Here is a 16,972-nt window from a genome sequence, read left to right as displayed (position 1 = left end):
GTCAGGCCGCCGGCGCGGCCGCGGAACGGCGCGACCGCCAGGGCGCGAACGCGCTTTCCAGCACGGCGGCCAGGAAGCAGATGCGCAAAGGCTCGATCAGCAAGCCGGTGGACGAATCCCGGAACGGGCTGCCGAACAGCAGCGACACCACCTGGCCCAGCAGCTGCCATGAGTACAGGTCATGGGGCCCCATCAGGCGCGCCGTGCCGTACCACAGCCACGCCCCTCCCCAATCGATCAGGCGATAGCCCACGATCAGCGTGACCAGCAGCAGCGTGCCGCTGTGAAAGGCCAGACGCACGCCATTGGCCAGCGGCAGATAGCGCTTGCGATAGCCCGCCACGAAATGCTCGACGAAATCGCGCAGGAAGCGCGGCACCGAACGATAGCGCTCGCCCAGGCGCTGCAGCCGGTCGTAGCGCCGCAGTTCGGCGTCCTCGCGCACGTCGTAGCCATAGACCAGCGCGGCCATTACCAGCCAGATCACGGGCAGCAAGGCATAGAAGAACAAACGCGTCAGCGCGGCGCCCCAGCTCGGCCCCTGCGCCTCCACCGGAACCATGCCGGCCGCCCATGCATCCGAGATGGGCGCCAGCGCATTCAGCAGGGATTGCAGCAGGGCATCCAGCCCGCGCTTGTCGAACAGCCATTGCCAGGCCTGGTCTTTCCAGCGGCTGATCACATACAGACCGATGAGGATCCAATTGGTCTCGCACAGCACCACCAGCCACTGCCAGCCGCCGCGCTGCGTGCGCTCGCGCGCCGCCACCGCCGCCTTGCGGACCAGCCAGGAAATCGCCACCGACACCAGCAGCCAGCGCGAATCCAGCGCATCCAGCACCTGGCCGTGCTCGCCCAGCGGGTCCAGGCCGTAGGCCAGCCGCGAATACTGCCTCACCGTATCGCCCAGGAAACCCCAGGCCGCGTAATAGGCGAAAAACGGCAGCAAGGCCACCGTCAAGGCCTGCCCCAGGCGCCCCTTCCCGCCCTCCGCCGCGCCGCCCGCGCGCGCCGCCTCCTGCGCGCCCCGCAGGGCCGGCAGGCCCGGAAGCAGGACAAGGAACATGGCCACCGTCGTGACCAGCTGCACCAGCGCAACCAGCGTCAGCACCGCCAGCCCGGACAGGTGGTTGGCGAAACCGACGTGCACCGCCACCCACAACAGCACATCATGGGCCAGCGCGCCGCCCGCGACCAAAGCCATCAGTTGCGGCCAGAACCGCAGCCACAGCCTGCCGGTAAGCGCCCACGGCGCGAGAACGGGCTCGAGCATTTCGCCACCCTGTCGTTGCGCGGATTGAAGCGATCGATCTTAATGCCCGCCCCCGGGGCCGGACTGTTACCGCTTGCCACGATTGCGCACAGGGTGTCAGCGGCGCCGATGCACGCCTGCCCCGCGCAGGCGCGCGGCTACAGCATATCGAGCGCCACGTCGATCACATCCAGCAGGCACTGGCGGCGCTGCGGCGCGGGGCTGCCCTTGCCCAGCACCCGCATTCCCTGCATGGTGCCGACGAAGAACCTGGCCAGCGCCCGCGGGCGCTTGCCGGCCGCAACCGCGCCGGATTCCTGCCCTCGCTGGATCAGTTCTTCCAGCGCCTGCTGCAGACTCTGGAAGTTGCGCGCCACCAGCCGGGCGACCGCGTCATCCTGGCCCGCCAGCTCCAGCGTGGCATTCGCCACCAGGCAGCCGCGCCGCTGCGGATCGCCCAGTTCGTCGTCGGCGACGCGCATCAGCAACTGCCGGATCAAGTCCTTCGGAGCCCCGGGGCCGGCCAGCAACCCGACGTTGGCGGCGGTCACCGCCTCATAGCGGCGCAACGCCTGCTGGTAAAGCCCCTGTTTGTTCTCGAAAGTGCCATACAGGCTGCTGCGCGACAGGCCCGTTCCCTCGACCAGGTCCTGGATCGAGGTTCCGGCATAGCCGCGCCGCCAGAAAACCTTCATGGCGGCGTCGGCGATTTCGTCGGGTTCAAACGCTTTGGTGCGCATGGCATTCAGCATTACTGGAATGATCGTTCCGGATACTGTACGATCCGGCTTCTGAAGCGTCAAGAACAGCCGGAGCGTTCATCGTCCGGCCGGGAATGGCGCTGGTGCGCCGAAGCACCCACGCCTCGCGCCGCGAGAAGAAAAAACGCCGCATCGCCAATCCGCGGCTTGCTGGACACTGGGCATCACGATGCTGGACACTCTTCTTTCCGCCGTACCGCTGGAAGCGCTTGCCGTAAGAATGCTCGCCACGGCGTTCGTCGTGATGGCGGTGTCATGGGCCGTGGGCGCCTTCGGCCCCCTCATCGGCGGCGCGCTGGCCGGGCTTCCCATCATCCTGGGGCCCGGGTTTTACTTCCTGGCTGCGCAAGCCCCCGCTGGCTTCGTCGCACAAACCGCCGCCTATGCACTGCTCTCGCTCTGCGCCACGCAATGCTTCCTGCTGTGCTATATCGCCGTGGCGGCAAAAACGCCGCCCTGGCTGTGTCTGGCATGCGCCGTGTCGGCCTGGCTCGCGGCCGCGCTCGTGCTGCGGCTGCTACCCGCGCACCCCGCGACCGGCGCCCTCCTGTTCATTGCGGTCACCGCGATCTGCCTGCGCCTGGGCCGGCGCTTCGTCCTGCCCCGCAGCCCCGCAAAAGGAAAGGCCGGGTTCGGCCTCCTCGCCGTGCGGGGCCTGCTCGCGGGCACGCTGGTAGCAGCCGTCACCACCGCAAGCCAATGGCTCGGCTCCACCGGAGCCGGTTTGCTGTTGGCTTTTCCCATCGGCTACAGCGTCGTGGCCGTAACGATCCACCAGAAGCTCGGCACCGCCAGCCTCATCGCCACCCTCTATTCCGCGCTGCTCGGCACGGCAAGCCTGGCGACCTTCTGCGCGGCGCTGGCGCTCGCGGCGCCGCGCTGGACTGCGGATGCCGCGCTGGCAACCGCGCTCGCGGCCTCCATGGCGCTTACGCTGGGCCTGGTTCTCCGGCGGCGCTACGCGGCCGCGCGCTGACGCAGTGGTCCAGGAACGCCGCGATTTTTTCTTCGACATGGCTATCGACGGTCCTGAGCCGCAGCAGCGGGACGCCGCTGGCCTCCAGGATGCGGTTCTTCAACGCGTCACGCTCGGCCTGCATGGGCGCCGCATGCGACTCGCCGTCCACCTCGATCACCCCCAGGGGCGCCTTGCCGACCTGGAAATACAGCACGAAGTCGCAGCTGGCCTGGTTCGCGATGTATTCCCGCTCGCGCGCCGTCAGCGCCTCGTTCGACGCCGACACCAGTTTGCCGAGCGCGATCTGCATGTGGAACATGATGCCCTGATAGGCGTCCAGCGTCAGGGTCTGGCGCAATATCTGCGCCACGATCTGCTCGGATTTGAATTCCGAATCGGCGGGCCGCAGCCTGGCGTTCAGCCGTTCGAGCGACCGGTCGTATTCCTTGTAGAGCAGGTCGAAGGCTGAGATGACCGGAGCGCGGCTGACCTGCTTTTCATCGGCGTAGTATTCGATGTAGCGCACCAGCGCGGCGACGTGCCCGTTTCTCTGCGCAAAAACCTCGTCGCCGGTCACCAGCGTAAACCTGTTCTTGGCGCGCGATACCGCCACGTTCACCAAATGCGGATCGTCCACGAAATCCAGGCGATCCTGGCTGTATCGGCTTTTGTCCAACACCGTCGAGAACACGATTTCGCTGCATTCCCGCCCCTGGAACTTGTGCACCGTGTCCTTGACGAAGTCCTTGGGCAGGCGCTTGCGCGAAAGCGAGACCTGCGCGTTGTAGGGGGCAATGAATCCCCGGCTTCCGCCGGCGCCATCCGGATCGATCTCTCCGCCTTGCTCCAGCACCGCCAGCAAGGAATCCATCTCTCTCTGGTTCTGGTTGCTTCGAGCATGGTTTCCCTTGGCGGTGACAAGCAGCCTGAGCGCCTGCTCGCCGCGATCCTCCGTCATCGGGATGAGCTGGCCGCCATAGAACTGCTGGTTGCAGAACTGGATGATCCTCGGGTGGCAACGGTAATGCTCCTTCAACAGCGTGGTGGGCAGCGCGCTGCCGAACACGCCGATGCAGGAGTCCAGCATGCTGTACCTGTCGCAGTCGTAGTATTGCGCGGGCGCCGCAAGGCCCAGGTCCGCGGGAATGTGCGGCAGCTGCTTTCTGTCTCCGACGACGATCAGGTTCCGGACGCAGCCCAACGCCAGCACGCCCGGGACGATGTCCTGCTGCGAGGCCTCGTCGATGATGGCGTAGTCCAGGACCGCACCGCGCCTGAGCGAATTGACGATGGAGTGAGTGCTGCTGCTGATGATCGGGTACCGCCTCACGAACGCATCGAATTTCCTGCGGTAGCTATCCGCATCGAATTCTTCTGGCGGCGCAGGACGCTGGCGCAAATGCAGCTTCAGGTGCGCCATCGACGAAGCCGTCAGCTCTTCGAGCAGCGCGCTGAATCGGCCCTGCTCAAGCCTCTCCTGGCACGCCGCCAATTCCGCCGATTTCTCTTGCAGCGCCCTGTCGTAGTAATGCAGCTGCAAGGCATGGATCGCGGACTTGCGCCGTTCCCAGTCCGCGAAGGGCTTGAGACGGAAGATCCGGAAATCCATGAAGAGGCCTATCCTGTCCCTGAGCCGGATGCGATGCTCGGCCAGGTAGGTCAGGTAGGCGATCAGGTCCGCGGTTTTCCGCGCGGAAAGCCGGTATTTCTCCAGCGGGACCGACCCCGGCGCCGCCATGTTCTCGCGCTGCCACTGCAGCAGGCGCTGGCGCTCTATCTCCAGCTCGTCGATTTCCGCGCGCAACGCCGCGGCTGCGTTCTGGTCATGCAGGCGCTGCTTCAACTGCGTCAGCACGGCTTCGATATGCTGCATGTCCGGCGCCGATGCGGGCGCCTCCACGAGCGCCGCGGGCGCAGCGGCAAAAAACGCCTTGCGATTGTCCGCGCTGCCCAGCCTGGCCACCAGATGGCCCAAGCCCGCCCTGTCGAGCTTTTCGCAGACGTTTTCGACCGCCGTATTGTTGTTGGACAGGATGGCGACGGTCTTTCCGCGCAGCAGGATATTGGCGACGATGTTCAATATCGTCTGCGTCTTGCCGGTGCCGGGCGGGCCTTCTACCAAGCTGACTTGCGAGGCGAACGCCTGTTCCACCGCCTGGAGCTGGCTTTCGTTCAGGCCGAAGGGATAGATCAGGCCTTCCGCCGGCTCCCTCGGCTCGTTGCTTGCCGTGCAGTAGGCGTGCAGGGCCGTGCCCGCTTGCGGGACGAGCCCCTCCAGCTGGCGCTGCACATTCTCCGCGATGATCCTGTCGTCGTCCGACCCGGCCTCCCGCACCCGGGCCTTGGCCACCTCCAGCAGGTAAAGGAATACCTCCTGCTCCTTGATCGGCGAGACCTGCGCGAATTCGAGGTCTTCCGCCCTCATGACGTAAGGCGCCGGCCTACCCGGGTAATACACGGCGGCATATTTGCCGCCGTACAGCACGGCCCGATCGATCTCGCTGGCGACGACGCCGCCTTTTTTCCCCAGGAGCTTGCCTTGCACCGTCTCGGTCGGCGCGATTTCGCACTCGTTCAGCGGCGCCGAAAACTGCTTGCCCGAGGGAAAGTAGCAAGTCAGCATCAGCTCGCTGTCCTGAGAGCGGCACCATACTTTCCAGTCGCTGATCTGCCGGGTCTTGTCCTGGCCCTTTACGTGGATGGAAACCATAAGAACTCTTGAATCCGAAATGTAGTCAACGTCGATACCACGCGAAGCCGGTCTCCTCAAGCCCTGGCCTCGACCTCCGCCAGCCGCGCGGGAAGGTCCCGCAACAGCGCGTCCACGGCCGCCCTCACCTTCAACGGAAGGTGTTGCGTATACGGCCACACCGCGTGAATGGCGTAGACCACGCTCTGCTGCCCGGGCAGCACCTCCTTCAATGCGCCGCCCCGCAACCCATCGCGCGCCAGCCAATAGGGCAGCCAGGCCACTCCCAGCCCCGCAATCGCGGCGTCCAGCACCGCCCGGAAATCGTCGGAAACCAGCCGCGCCATAGCCGATGGCAACTCCGTGGTCTTGCCATCGGCCATGACCTGCCACGGAACCACCCGGCCAAAGCGCGCATAGGCCAGGCCCCAATGCCGGGCCAGGTCCTCGGCACGCTTGGGTTTTCCGAAGCGCCTCAGATAAGCGGGCGAGGCGCAAAACGCCATCTTGTGTTCGCCCAGGCGGCGCGCCACCAAACCGCTGCTGTTGGACAACACGCCGACACGCACCGCCAGATCGAACCCTTCTTCCACCAGATCCACCGCCCGGTCGGTGAACGACAGCTCCAGCGTCAGATCGGGATTATCCCTGGCCAGATCCAACAGTATCGGAGCCACGCACAAGTGACCGAACAAGGCGGGCATCGACACCCTCAGGCGCCCCTTCATCTGCCACTTGCCGGTCTCCAGCAGCGTCTCGCCCGCCTGAACCTCCGACACCGCCCGCAGGCAGTATTCGTAGAACAGCGCGCCTTCGTCGGTAAGGCTCTGGCTGCGCGTCGTCCGCTGGAACAACACAACGCCCAGCCTCTCTTCCAGGCGGGCCACGCTCTTGCCCACGGCGGACCGCGTGATGTGGAGCTTGTCGGCTGCTTCGGCGAAGTTCCTGGACTCGGCCGCGGCAACGAAGACATCGATGCCTTTAAGGCTGTTTCGCATAATTGGAGATAAAAACTCTACTCAATGTATAAATACTATCGCTTTTGGAGACAAATTTGGAGCGATAGAATCATTTCATCGACTTGACGCGTAGAGGTTCCAAATGGCCCGCATTCTCGTACTCCAATCCAGCATCAACGGCGACCAGTCGCAGACCAACGCCCTGATCGGCAGCTTCCTGGCCGAACGCCAGGCCAAGGGCCATGACGACGATGTGCGCGTGCGCGACCTCGCCAGCCTGGACCTGCCCGTGCTCGACAACGAGTTGTTCCATGCCCTGCGCGGCGCCCCCTCCCAAAGCGAGCGCGCCCGCAAGGCGGTCGCGTTGTCCGACGAACTGATCGCCGAACTGAAATGCAGCGACCTTCTCCTGATCGGCGCCCCCATGTACAACCTCAACGTGCCGACCCAGCTGAAGAACTGGTTCGACCTGGTGGCCCGGGCGCGCGTGACGTTCCGCTACACCGAAACCTACCCGCTTGGGCTGGTCGAAGGCGTCAGGGCGATCGTGTTCAGCTCCCGGGGCGGCGTGCACGTCGGCCAGGCCACGGACGCGGTCACCCCGTACCTGCAGGCGGTGCTGGGCCTGATGGGCATCACGGACGTGAAGTTCGTCTATGCGGAAGGCCTGGACATCAAGCCGCACGGCGTCGCGGCCGGGCTGGCCAATGCGCATAGGGAAATGGCGGCGCTCCACGCATGAGGCGCGACGCCTGCGCACGGCGGCGACAAGCCTGCCAGGCTGTCCTCGAAACCGGGCTGGCAGCCCCGCCCCGCTACGGAGCCATTTTCTCGAGCGCGCGCGCGGCCTGCTCCACTCCCCCCAGAATCGTGTCGGCGACGCGGGGCGAAAAATCCCCTGGCAGGTCGGCATGAGCCGCCGCGATGGCCGCGGGAGTATGCGCGAGAATCTCCTGGACGAGCGGCTCCGCGCCAGGCGCATAACCGAACTTGCGAGCCGTACTGCTGAAGTGCCGCCGCTGGATACCGTGCATCTCGTAGTGCCTGTTCTTGCCCACCAGGGCCATGGCCAATTTGACCTCATGGGGCGACCACTGGCTTGGACCATCGCCCAGCACGGGATAGGCGGACATCACGTCGTACAAGCGGGTCAGCCGAAAGCGTCCACGAGGCAGCAGCTGGATGCTGAAGTTCTTGGCGTGGCCATCGGGCGCCCGCAGCAGCCAGAACAGGATCTGCGCGGCCATCAACGTCTTCATGTCGGCCTCGGCATTCGCCGACTGCCGTAGCGTAGCGAACAAGGCCTTGAGCCCGGGGCCGCCATCGCTCTCGTACTTGCGCAACGGCGAGCAGCCTTCGACCTGACAGAAATCTTCCTGCGGCAGCCGCAACAGCGACTGCCCGTTCGGCGCGATGCGCCGGTCGAAACGCTCGACCACCAACACGCGCTGACGGCCGAAGGTCTCGATGCGCGCGTCCGCCACGTCCAATCCATAGGCCTTCAACAGCCTGAGGCACAGCCATTCGTTGTCGACCGAGGTACTGAAGTCCGCCCGCCGCCCGCCCACCAGACCCAGCGGGAGCTTGAAGATATGGCTCGTAGGCGTGGCTCCCCGCGGTGCGAGCCATTGGCCGCCCCACCGCAGGAATGCGGTCTTCTCCTGCGCACCGGCCAAGGAAATGCGGAAGTCCGCGTCGGGGTCGCGGCCCGCGCCAAAAGCCTGCGGCGCGACGGTCTCCACCAGGTGCCGCTCGATGTCCTCCTCGGACAGCGGCACTCCCTCGATGCGGTCGATCCCTTCCGGAATCTCGTCCTCTCCAAGGATCTGCACCGCCCCCACGCAATCCCGCCCGATGGCCGTCAGCAGATCGAAGGGATCGGTCGATCCCGTCCGGAAGCGTTCCGCCACCCGCCTGCGTATGGCATCGCTGTCAGGCAATAGATTGTCGAAGTAATTCGCGACCTTCTCACCCTTGACCGGCAGGTTCTGCAAATTGAAGGGCAGCGACAGGGAGAGAGGCCGACCGGCATCCGCGCCCACCCATTCCGCGCTGTATTGCAGTTCCATCTCCCCGCGCGCCGGCACCGTCCACCGCGCCACATGGATTCCGTTGGTCCAGATGGAGAGACTGCGGCTGTGCGACTTGCGGCCCATGTCACCACTCCGGCGGGTTACCGGACGGCAAGTCGTCGCTGCCCCGCGGCGCCAGCGCCAACTCCAGCCCCAGCGCCGCGCACCAGGCCAGCAATTGCTCGACGCTCAGTTCATGGGCGTTCAACTCCAGATGGGACACACGCGACTGGCTGAGGCCGATGCGCTCGGCCAAGGCCGACTGGGTCAGCCCTTTGACCTTGCGAGCAGCCTGCAGCTCGGCCCCGAGCTGGGTGGCGGTAACCAGGACCTGGGAAGGCAGAGGCATGGTGCGATACCTGGAATTCGAATAAAAGTAAGTTAGTTGAAATACAAATATACGTCAAATACCTGTATTTCAGGTAGCTCCGGCCGCACTCAAAACCGCATCCCCCGCCAGCCCGCCTCGCCCGGATGCAAAGCCAGACTGCATTTTCCACGTTCAGGCCTTTCACTAAAACCGCCCGCGCCTCGTCCGCCAGTTCACGGGGAAATTGATCTGGCGCAAACAATGTCCCGCCGGAGACGCCGCCAGACGCGCTACGCTGACAATTCCCCCCGACATGCATTTCAGGAGACCGCCATGCCCGCCATGATGAAAGCCGCTGTCTTTGTCGAGCCCGGCCGCATCGACATCGTCGACAAGCCGATACCGGACGTGGGGCCCAACGATGCCCTGATCCGCATCACCACCACCACGATCTGCGGCACGGACATCCATATTCTCAAGGGCGAGTATCCGGTGGCGCCCGGGCTGACCATCGGCCATGAACCCGTCGGCATCATTGAAAAGCTCGGCAGCGCGGTGACCGGCTACCAGGAAGGGCAGCGCGTCATCGCAGGGGCGATCTGCCCCAACTTCAATTCGTACGCGGCCCAGGACGGCGTCGCGTCGCAAGACGGCAGCTACCTCGCGGCGATGGGGCTTTGCGGCTGCCACGGCTACCAGGCCACCGCCGGCTGGCGGTTCGGCAACAAGATCGACGGCACCCAGGCCGAGTACGTGCTCGTGCCGGACGCGCAGGCCAACCTGGCGCCGGTGCCCGACGGCCTGACGGACGAACAGGTGCTGATGTGCCCGGACATCATGTCCACGGGATTCAAGGGCGCGGAGAACGCCAACATCCGCATCGGCGACGTGGTCGCGGTCTTCGCCCAGGGCCCGATCGGCCTGTGCGCCACGGCCGGCGCCCGGCTCCTGGGAGCCTCCACCATCATCGCCGTCGACGGCAACGCCCACCGGCTGGACGTGGCGCGGGCGCTGGGCGCCGACGTGACGCTGAACTTCCGCGACTGCGATGTCGTGCAAGAGATCCTGCGCCTTACCGGCGGGCGCGGCGTCGATTCGGCCATCGAGGCCCTGGGGCTGCAAAGCACCTTCGAATCGGCCCTGCGCGTGCTCAAGCCCGGCGGCACCCTATCCAGCCTGGGGGTCTATTCCGAAGACCTGAAGATTCCCGTGAGCGCGTTCGCGGCCGGCCTGGGCGACCACAAGATCAACACGGCGCTGTGCCCCGGCGGCAAGGAACGCATGCGCCGCCTGATGAACGTGATCCAGTCCGGCCGCGTGGACCTCGGCGTGATGGTCACCCACCAATACAAGCTCGACGACATCGTCGAGGCCTACGACCTGTTCGCGCACCAGCGCGACAACGTGCTGAAGGTGGCCGTCAAGCCCGCCTGACGCGCCTGCGGCGCATCACGTACTTCTCGATCTCGGCGCCGGCGAACACCAGGAGTCCGGCGCCGAGCACGTCCAGCCACTCACGCCAGCCCAGCGGCACCGAGCCGAATACGGCATGCATGAAGGGCGTGTACGTGTAGGCCAGTTGCAGCGCCACGCAGGCGCCGATGGCGATCCACACGTATCGATTGCCGAACAGGCCTTCGCGGCTGAGCACGGAATCGTAGATATGGCGGCTATTGATCAGGTAGAACATTTCCGCCGCGACCACGGCGTTGACCGCCATGGTCCTGGCGCGGTCCACCGACATGCCGTTGGAAAGCTCCCACAGGAACAGACCCAGCGCGCCTGCCATCATCAATACCGACACCACCAGCACGCGCTGCACGAAGAGCCGCGATAGCAGCGGTTCGCCAGGCGGCCGCGGGCGATGCCGCATGATGCCGGGCTCCGCCGGCTCGAAGGCCAGCGCCAGCCCCAGCGTGCTGGACGTCACCAGGTTGATCCACAACACCTGCGCCGGCGTGAGCGGCAGGGTGATCTGGAACAGGATGGCCGCGATCACCAGCAGGCCTTCGCCGCCATTGGTGGGCAGCATGAACAGCACGAACTTCTTCAGGTTGTCGTACACGGCGCGGCCTTCGCGCACCGCCGCGGCGATCGTCGCGAAGTTATCGTCGGCCAATACCACGTCGGCCGCCTCCTTGGCCGCCTCGGTGCCCTTCAGGCCCATCGCCACGCCGACATCGGCGCGCTTGAGGGCAGGCGCATCGTTCACGCCGTCGCCCGTCATGGAAACCACCTGCCCCTGCGCCTGCATCGCCTGGACCAGGCGCAGCTTGTGCTCGGGGCTGGCGCGCGAGTAGATGTCCACGCCCATCACCATCCGCCGCAGCGCCGCGTCGTCCATCAGCGCCACCTCCGCGCCCGTGACCGCCGGCTTGCCCACGCCGATATCCAGCTGGGCGCCGATCGCGCGCGCGGTCTCGGCGTGGTCGCCGGTGATCATCTTGACCTGGATCCCCGCCTGATGGCATTGGGCCACGGCTGCGATCGCCTCCGCGCGCGGCGGGTCCATCATGCCCACCAGCGCCAGCAGCATGAAGCCGCCCTCCACGTCCTCAAAATCCAGGGCGCCGCCCGCCGGACGGGCGCGCTTGCAGGCCAGCCCCAGCACCCGCAGCCCCTTGGCCGCCGTGTCGGTGGCCATGCGCCGCCAGTAGTCGACGTCCAGCGCCTGAGGCATCCCATCGCGGCCGGCCTGCGCGTCGCACATGTCCAGCACCCGCTCGGGAGCGCCCTTCACGAAAATCCATGGCGCGCCCGGCCCGGCCTCGTGATAGGTCGCCATGAAACGATGCTCGGACTCGAACGGAATCGAATCCCGGCGAGGCCATGCCTGCTGGCCCGCCGACTGCGTCAGGCCCGCCTTGCCTCCCAGGACCAGCAACGCCCCTTCGGTGGGGTCGCCCTCGACGCGCCAGGCGCCGCCCTCTTCCCGCAGCACGGCGTCATTGCACAGCACGCCGGCGCGAATCGCCAGCTCCAGCGAAGAATGGCTGGCCGGATCGACGGGACGGCCATCGATGCTGCACTCGCCCGACGGCTCATACCCCACCCCGCTGACATCCACCGCCGCGCTGGCGCACACCACGCGCTGCACCGTCATCTCGTTGCGGGTGAGCGTGCCCGTCTTGTCGGAGCAGATCACCGTCACCGAGCCCAGGGCCTCCACCGCCGGAAGCCGCCGCACGACCGCCTGGCGCCGAGCCATGCGCTGGACGCCCAGCGCCAGAGTGACGGTCATGATGGCCGGCAGCCCCTCTGGAATCGCCGACGCCGCCAGCGCCACGACCATCATGAACATCTCCGCCGGCGGATGGGCCAGCCACCACGTGCCCACGGCGAACAGCAGCGCCGAAAGCGCCAGGATCGCCACCGCCAGCACGCGGCCAAAGTGATCCACCTGACGCAGCAACGGCGTGGTCATGCTGTCGATGCCCGAGAGCAGCTGATTGATGCGGCCCAGCTCCGTGTCCGCGCCGGTGGCCACCACCACGCCGCGCGCCTGCCCATGCACCACCACGGTGCCCGAATACGCCATGCAATGGCGGTCGCCCAGCGGGGCGTCCCCGGCCACGGGTTCGGCCTGCTTTTCCCCCGGCAGCGATTCCCCGGTAAGCGCGGCTTCCTCGACACGCAATTCCCTGGTCTCGACCAGCCGCAGGTCCGCGGGCACGCGGTCTCCGGACGCCAGCAACACCTGGTCGCCCGGCACCAGCCCGGCCGCGTCGATATCGCTGCGCGCGCCGTCGCGCAGCACCATGGCGTGCGGCGAAAGCATGCCCCGGATCGCGTCCATGGCGCTTTCCGCCTTGCCTTCCTGGATGAAGCCGATAATGGCGTTGACGATCACCGCCGCCAGCAGCACGGCCGTATCGATCCAATGCCCCAGCAGCGCCGTAATGACGGCCGAGCCCATCATCACGTAGAGCAGGATATTGTGGAACTGGCGCAGGAAGCGCATCAACGCGCCCTGGCGCCGCGCCTCTACCAGGCGGTTCGGCCCGTAGCGGGCCAGCCGGCCCCGGGCCTCGTCTTCCGTCAGGCCCGTCGGACGGGCCTGTAATGCTTCCTCCACGGCCGTCGCCGGCCGCGCATGCCAATCTTCTTGTTCTGAGAATGGGCGATCGGAGGAAGTCATCGATGGGATATGCCTTCGTAGCTTGGTGGACACATCGCGACAGGAACGGTCCATTCGAGTCTATCAGCATAAGGGCTCTCAGGCTGTTCCCCGCCTTCCCGCCCGCAGGCGGAATGTCATATGGCGTACACACCTGGCGGCCGCCCCTGCCGTGCGCCGTCTCCAATCAATAGCTATTGGCTATTGAAAATAAGCCACCGCGGTAAAGGCTCCGAGGCGGGGGGCCCGACGCGCCCGATACCGTCAGGAATAGTGATGGACCGTCGTTCCGGGGAAAGTCCATACCGTGCCCGCCTTATGCTCCTTCAGCAACTCTCCATAGCACTCGACATCCTTGAACGTGATATTGCGGCCGTCCAGCTCAAAGTGCACCTCACGCTCCTCCAGCAACATGCGAGTCCGTGAAATGCTGGGCGGATCGTTCATGTAGGCGACAAACGCGTCCACTGTGATTGGGCCGTCCAGGCGCGCATCGTGGACGAAGGTGCGCCGCCGGGACGCCAGAGGCCGCATGGAGAGCTTTTTGCGGGCAAAGAAGGCATAGAACATGTTCTCGTCAATGACGTAAAAGTCCTCGCTTATTCTCACCCGCCCCAGCTTTGCGGACGTCAAGATCACCCTCACCACCCTGGACGGCGCCCATGCCGGCGCAAGCCCAAGCCGGTCCCGGACGTGGGCCAAATTGCTCTCGAAGTAGTCGCACGTCTTCCGATGTTGTTGGGCGGCATCCCGGCCAAGCTCAACCTCCAGTTCCACGTAGCTGCGGAAATCGCTGGTCTGGAACCGGCCCTTGCACTCGCACAGGAACAAGACGTCCTCTTCCAGCACGAAGGCCACATCACAGTCCCGGTTCTTATGCTTGACCTTTCTCGCGACGATGCCTGCATCCGTCAATACCCGGCGAGTCAGTTTCTCGAAGCCCGGCCCGATGAACTGCAGCTCATGGTTTGGCTCGTCCCGCTTGCTTCTTATGCTTTTCAGGAGAGACTCCAGAGAAAAAGCCGGCTCGATCAGCATGGCCGCCGTAGGAACCAGGACCAGTTCACCATTGAAGGGGATCAATGGCGCATCAAGAATGTCCTTCGAAGACGCATTGAAGGTGAAGCGGCACAGAATCTGCTCGGCGGATTTCACCGGGATTCCCGCCGCGACAAACTCGGCCAGGAAAAAATCGGCGTTCTTGTGCAACAGCAACGTCGCCGGCTGCCCAATCAAGGGATGCGATTCAATGTGCTTCTTCGCAATCTCCTTGACTACCGTATAGGCGCGAACCCATTCGCACAACCTGGCTCCACGGACTTCCTCCCGCAGATCTTCCGAGTAGAACTGCTGAGCCGTCATGTATGCGGACTTCACCTCGTCGTTCGACCTGAACCCATCGATAGGTAATTTCCGGGTTGAACCGCTGACCGCCGGATGGGTCATAGGATTAAAAGACTCTCCTTGCCTAACGCCGCGAAGCCGGCTGAGCGACACCCTGAACGCGGACAGCAATTCAGACTTGCTGGCATCGAAGACCACAACGTTCTCATGCCGCGTTCCCTTCGCATGCCCGTGTTCCCAGATTGACCGTCGTTCGTGGAAAATCGCCCATTCGCCACTCAGGGGAAGATGCAGGCATGCCGCGTCGAATTTCGCACTTTCATAGTGCGCGCCCATCTTCTCCCCCGCTTCCAGGAACGACCGCAGCGTGAGAGAGAAGTAAGACATGGCGTAGTCCACCGAGGCGCCGAAGTCCAAGGGGTTCTTGTAATGACCCTCGTCCAGGAACTTCACCTCGATGGCGGTATTGAAATGCTCGTAAGTCGGCAACCCACAGGTGGATCTGAGCTGTTGCTCGTGCGCCAGCATCGTGTGATAGAGCTCATCGGACCGGGAATCGAATCTTGCGCCGATGGCGGCGATACGGTCGGTAAATGAACGATCCAGCGCCACAAGAATATCGGCATCTGCCAGGAGCTCTTGCACGTCCCGAACGCCGCCTTGCTTCCGAAGAAGGTCTGTTATGTCCGGATCGACATAGAGGCGGTGCAGTTTGACCTCCCGCAAGACTGCCGCCAACTCCTCCGCCGGCGCGGATGGCAGTTCCAAGGCCGCCATCACCCTCTTCTTGATCTTCTCCCGCTTCTTTTCCATTTTTCTTTCCCGCCCGCCAGTATTTCAAAGCGCCAGCATCGGCATCTGCCAAATCGAAGCCGTCTCTCAGCCATGGAACGCCGATGCTTGAAGCGCCCCGCCTTCTCCCGCTTACGGCGCCATCACACTTTCCTGCCTGACTGAATTTTCCCCTAAAAGTCCGGATCGGCAGCGGGTCCGTTTGCGCGCGAACAAGCTACCGCCGCAACGACAAGGCGGGCAAGCCGTCCACCGGAAAAAAACCGCAAGCCAGCGTTTCGTCGGTTTCCGGCCGGATCTCGCCGCCCGTCACGATGCAATGGAAGAAGCATTTGCAGGCATTGCCCAGCTTCTCGACCTCGACTTCCTCGAGCCTGCTCGATGAAATTCAAGATATCGGCGGTAACGGAGGCAGACATGGCAATCCCGGATCCAGTGCGGGACGAGCCTCACGCCCGCCCCTTGCGGCGCATGCGGCTGGCGATGGCGGCCGCGATCAATCCGCCGATCACCGTAGCGTGCTCCAGCGCCCAGAACATCGCGAGCTTGGCCTGGGGCTCCGGCATCGCCCAGAAGCGATGCACCACCACGATGGTCAGCAGCAGGAACACCGACAGCGCTCCCGCGCCCAGCCATAGCACGCGATCCAGCAGCAGCAGGACCGAGCCGCCGATCAGCACCAGCGCCGTCGCGATGTTGAACAGCCAGTCCGGCTCCAGCCCGGCGGCGCGCATTTCGGCAAGTCCGCCCTGGAAATCGATCAGCTTCGCCAAGCCCGAGGAAAGAAATACCACCGCCAGCAGGATACGGGCCAGGATCCACAGCCAGCGGCTGTCCAGCGCCTTATTTACGAGGTCTTGCATGGGTCTCCACGATTGAAGAATCGGCCAGCGGCTACGCCACGCGGCCGGCAGGGTTACGGGGAAACAGGCAATCCCGAGGGCTTGCCCGCATCGGCCTGCCGGACTATAAAAGCTCAAGTTAAGTTGAGGTCAAACACATGAATGGGAAGAGACCGATGGATTTCTCGCGCATGCTCACGGTGGGCGAAGTCGCGCACCGGGCCGGCGTGGCGGTTTCCACCATCCATTTCTACGAATCCAGGGGATTGATCGCCAGCACGCGAAATGCGGGCAACCAGCGCCGCTTCCCCTCCGCGGTGCTGCGCTACATCGCCGTCATCAAGGTGGCCCAGCGAACGGGGATTCCGCTGGAGGAAATCAAGGAAACGCTGTGCCGCTACCCGCCCGGCAGCAAGCTCAGCGCCGCGCAATGGCACGAGCTTTCATCGAATTGGCGGAAACGCCTGAACGAGCGCATCACAAAACTCGAACGGCTGCGCGACGAGCTGGACCGCTGCATCGGTTGCGGCTGCCTGTCGCTGGAAGATTGCCCCTTGCGCAACCCGCTGGACGTATTGGGAGAAAGCGGTTCGGGTCCGCGTCTATTGGAGCGGCCGTGAATGCATCATCGCGCGATATCACGGCCGATAAGCCTGCGCTGGCGGCGCGGCTGGCGTGACGCGCCGATCCGCATCACCCCACCGGATTCCGGCGGTCTGAGCGCCGCCAGCGCCCATCGTCAATCCAGCTTGGGATCGGGGAACGGCAGCGAAGCCAGCAACCTGGACACGCCGCAACTCCACTGGCATTGAGGCTGCCGCAACATGAAGGACGCGGCGGCGCTGGTCTGCGATGGAGCCCGCGCGTTGGCGCGGA

The 16,972-nt window shown here is 64.9% G+C and carries 15 protein-coding genes; 6 read left to right on the top strand and 9 right to left on the bottom strand.

Annotation, left to right across the window (positions count from 1 at the left end; translation table 11 throughout):
- Window position 1: 1 nt before the first annotated feature.
- Window positions 2-1,273, bottom strand: a complete 1,272-nt coding sequence (locus JL37_RS25785; protein WP_043547840.1) for a hypothetical protein — start codon at window positions 1,271-1,273, stop codon at window positions 2-4.
- Window positions 1,274-1,410: 137 nt separating this feature from the next.
- Window positions 1,411-1,992, bottom strand: coding sequence for a TetR/AcrR family transcriptional regulator (locus tag JL37_RS25780; protein ID WP_043548223.1), 582 nt, complete (start codon window positions 1,990-1,992; stop codon window positions 1,411-1,413).
- Window positions 1,993-2,182: 190 nt separating this feature from the next.
- Here JL37_RS25780 and JL37_RS25775 point away from each other — a divergent pair, with 190 nt between their 5' ends.
- Entirely contained in the window at window positions 2,183-2,989 is an 807-nt protein-coding gene (locus JL37_RS25775; RefSeq protein WP_081955209.1) for a hypothetical protein, read from the top strand.
- On the opposite strand, the gene JL37_RS25770 is transcribed toward JL37_RS25775, so the two are convergent.
- Both JL37_RS25770 and JL37_RS25765 read right to left on the bottom strand, forming a co-directional pair.
- On the bottom strand, window positions 2,943-5,681 hold the full coding sequence (locus JL37_RS25770; RefSeq protein ID WP_052097599.1) for an AAA domain-containing protein: 2,739 nt from the start codon (window positions 5,679-5,681) through the stop codon (window positions 2,943-2,945). The genes JL37_RS25775 and JL37_RS25770 overlap by 47 nt on opposite strands.
- A gap of 56 nt (window positions 5,682-5,737) precedes the next feature.
- Window positions 5,738-6,658: a LysR family transcriptional regulator gene (locus JL37_RS25765; RefSeq protein ID WP_043547838.1), complete on the bottom strand. Its 921-nt coding sequence runs from the start codon at window positions 6,656-6,658 to the stop codon at window positions 5,738-5,740.
- A gap of 103 nt (window positions 6,659-6,761) precedes the next feature.
- Here JL37_RS25765 and JL37_RS25760 point away from each other — a divergent pair, with 103 nt between their 5' ends.
- A complete protein-coding gene (locus JL37_RS25760; RefSeq protein WP_043547836.1) occupies window positions 6,762-7,361 on the top strand; it encodes an FMN-dependent NADH-azoreductase in 600 nt (199 codons plus the stop codon).
- A 73-nt stretch (window positions 7,362-7,434) separates the two neighbouring features.
- Here the strand turns inward: JL37_RS25760 and JL37_RS25755 are convergent, their stop codons facing one another.
- Both JL37_RS25755 and JL37_RS25750 read right to left on the bottom strand, forming a co-directional pair.
- Window positions 7,435-8,775, bottom strand: coding sequence for a type II toxin-antitoxin system HipA family toxin (locus tag JL37_RS25755; protein ID WP_043547834.1), 1,341 nt, complete (start codon window positions 8,773-8,775; stop codon window positions 7,435-7,437).
- 1 nt (window position 8,776) lies between these two features.
- Complete coding sequence (locus tag JL37_RS25750; RefSeq protein WP_043547833.1) at window positions 8,777-9,040, bottom strand: helix-turn-helix domain-containing protein; 264 nt, start codon at window positions 9,038-9,040, stop codon at window positions 8,777-8,779.
- A 294-nt stretch (window positions 9,041-9,334) separates the two neighbouring features.
- On the opposite strand from JL37_RS25750, the gene JL37_RS25745 reads away from it, so the two are divergent.
- On the top strand, window positions 9,335-10,435 hold the full coding sequence (locus JL37_RS25745) for an NAD(P)-dependent alcohol dehydrogenase (protein ID WP_043547832.1): 1,101 nt from the start codon (window positions 9,335-9,337) through the stop codon (window positions 10,433-10,435).
- Here JL37_RS25745 and JL37_RS25740 read toward each other — a convergent pair.
- Together JL37_RS25740 and JL37_RS25735 are read right to left on the bottom strand one after the other, a co-directional pair.
- The gene (locus JL37_RS25740) at window positions 10,422-13,139 is read right to left on the bottom strand and encodes a cation-transporting P-type ATPase (RefSeq protein ID WP_043547831.1); all 2,718 of its coding nucleotides are present in this window, start codon (window positions 13,137-13,139) and stop codon (window positions 10,422-10,424) included. The two genes, JL37_RS25745 and JL37_RS25740, sit on opposite strands and share 14 nt — an antisense overlap.
- 243 nt (window positions 13,140-13,382) lie before the next feature.
- Window positions 13,383-15,275 (bottom strand): hypothetical protein, encoded by a 1,893-nt coding sequence (locus JL37_RS25735; RefSeq protein WP_043547830.1) that lies wholly within the window; start codon window positions 15,273-15,275, stop codon window positions 13,383-13,385.
- 181 nt (window positions 15,276-15,456) lie between these two features.
- On the opposite strand from JL37_RS25735, the gene JL37_RS30615 reads away from it, so the two are divergent.
- Complete coding sequence (locus JL37_RS30615; RefSeq protein WP_156124405.1) at window positions 15,457-15,639, top strand: hypothetical protein; 183 nt, start codon at window positions 15,457-15,459, stop codon at window positions 15,637-15,639.
- Between the two features lie 64 nt (window positions 15,640-15,703).
- Here the strand turns inward: JL37_RS30615 and JL37_RS25730 are convergent, their stop codons facing one another.
- Entirely contained in the window at window positions 15,704-16,117 is a 414-nt protein-coding gene (locus JL37_RS25730) for a DoxX family protein (protein WP_043547829.1), read from the bottom strand.
- A gap of 137 nt (window positions 16,118-16,254) precedes the next feature.
- Here JL37_RS25730 and soxR point away from each other — a divergent pair, with 137 nt between their 5' ends.
- Complete coding sequence (gene soxR / locus JL37_RS25725) at window positions 16,255-16,716, top strand: redox-sensitive transcriptional activator SoxR (protein ID WP_043547828.1); 462 nt, start codon at window positions 16,255-16,257, stop codon at window positions 16,714-16,716.
- Entirely contained in the window at window positions 16,717-16,908 is a 192-nt protein-coding gene (locus JL37_RS30610; protein ID WP_156124404.1) for a hypothetical protein, read from the top strand.
- Window positions 16,909-16,972 lie beyond the last annotated feature (64 nt).

This window comes from Achromobacter sp. RTa, from assembly GCF_000757485.1.
Taxonomy (GTDB): Bacteria; Pseudomonadota; Gammaproteobacteria; order Burkholderiales; family Burkholderiaceae_B; genus Achromobacter.
The sequence above is the reverse complement of the archived record's forward strand: the minus strand, read 5'-3'. Positions and strand labels throughout refer to the sequence as shown.

What these genes read in the sequence shown, in the direction of transcription:
- JL37_RS25785 (WP_043547840.1), bottom strand. Translation starts at nt 1,273, where the DNA reads ATGCTCGAGCCCGTTCTCGCGCCGTGGGCGCTTACCGGCAGGCTGTGG.
- JL37_RS25780 (WP_043548223.1), bottom strand. Translation starts at nt 1,992, where the DNA reads ATGCGCACCAAAGCGTTTGAACCCGACGAAATCGCCGACGCCGCCATG.
- JL37_RS25775 (WP_081955209.1), top strand. Translation starts at nt 2,183, where the DNA reads ATGCTGGACACTCTTCTTTCCGCCGTACCGCTGGAAGCGCTTGCCGTA.
- JL37_RS25770 (WP_052097599.1), bottom strand. Translation starts at nt 5,681, where the DNA reads ATGGTTTCCATCCACGTAAAGGGCCAGGACAAGACCCGGCAGATCAGC.
- JL37_RS25765 (WP_043547838.1), bottom strand. Translation starts at nt 6,658, where the DNA reads ATGCGAAACAGCCTTAAAGGCATCGATGTCTTCGTTGCCGCGGCCGAG.
- JL37_RS25760 (WP_043547836.1), top strand. Translation starts at nt 6,762, where the DNA reads ATGGCCCGCATTCTCGTACTCCAATCCAGCATCAACGGCGACCAGTCG.
- JL37_RS25755 (WP_043547834.1), bottom strand. Translation starts at nt 8,775, where the DNA reads ATGGGCCGCAAGTCGCACAGCCGCAGTCTCTCCATCTGGACCAACGGA.
- JL37_RS25750 (WP_043547833.1), bottom strand. Translation starts at nt 9,040, where the DNA reads ATGCCTCTGCCTTCCCAGGTCCTGGTTACCGCCACCCAGCTCGGGGCC.
- JL37_RS25745 (WP_043547832.1), top strand. Translation starts at nt 9,335, where the DNA reads ATGCCCGCCATGATGAAAGCCGCTGTCTTTGTCGAGCCCGGCCGCATC.
- JL37_RS25740 (WP_043547831.1), bottom strand. Translation starts at nt 13,139, where the DNA reads ATGACTTCCTCCGATCGCCCATTCTCAGAACAAGAAGATTGGCATGCG.
- JL37_RS25735 (WP_043547830.1), bottom strand. Translation starts at nt 15,275, where the DNA reads ATGGAAAAGAAGCGGGAGAAGATCAAGAAGAGGGTGATGGCGGCCTTG.
- JL37_RS25730 (WP_043547829.1), bottom strand. Translation starts at nt 16,117, where the DNA reads ATGCAAGACCTCGTAAATAAGGCGCTGGACAGCCGCTGGCTGTGGATC.
- soxR (WP_043547828.1), top strand. Translation starts at nt 16,255, where the DNA reads ATGAATGGGAAGAGACCGATGGATTTCTCGCGCATGCTCACGGTGGGC.
- JL37_RS30610 (WP_156124404.1), top strand. Translation starts at nt 16,717, where the DNA reads ATGCATCATCGCGCGATATCACGGCCGATAAGCCTGCGCTGGCGGCGC.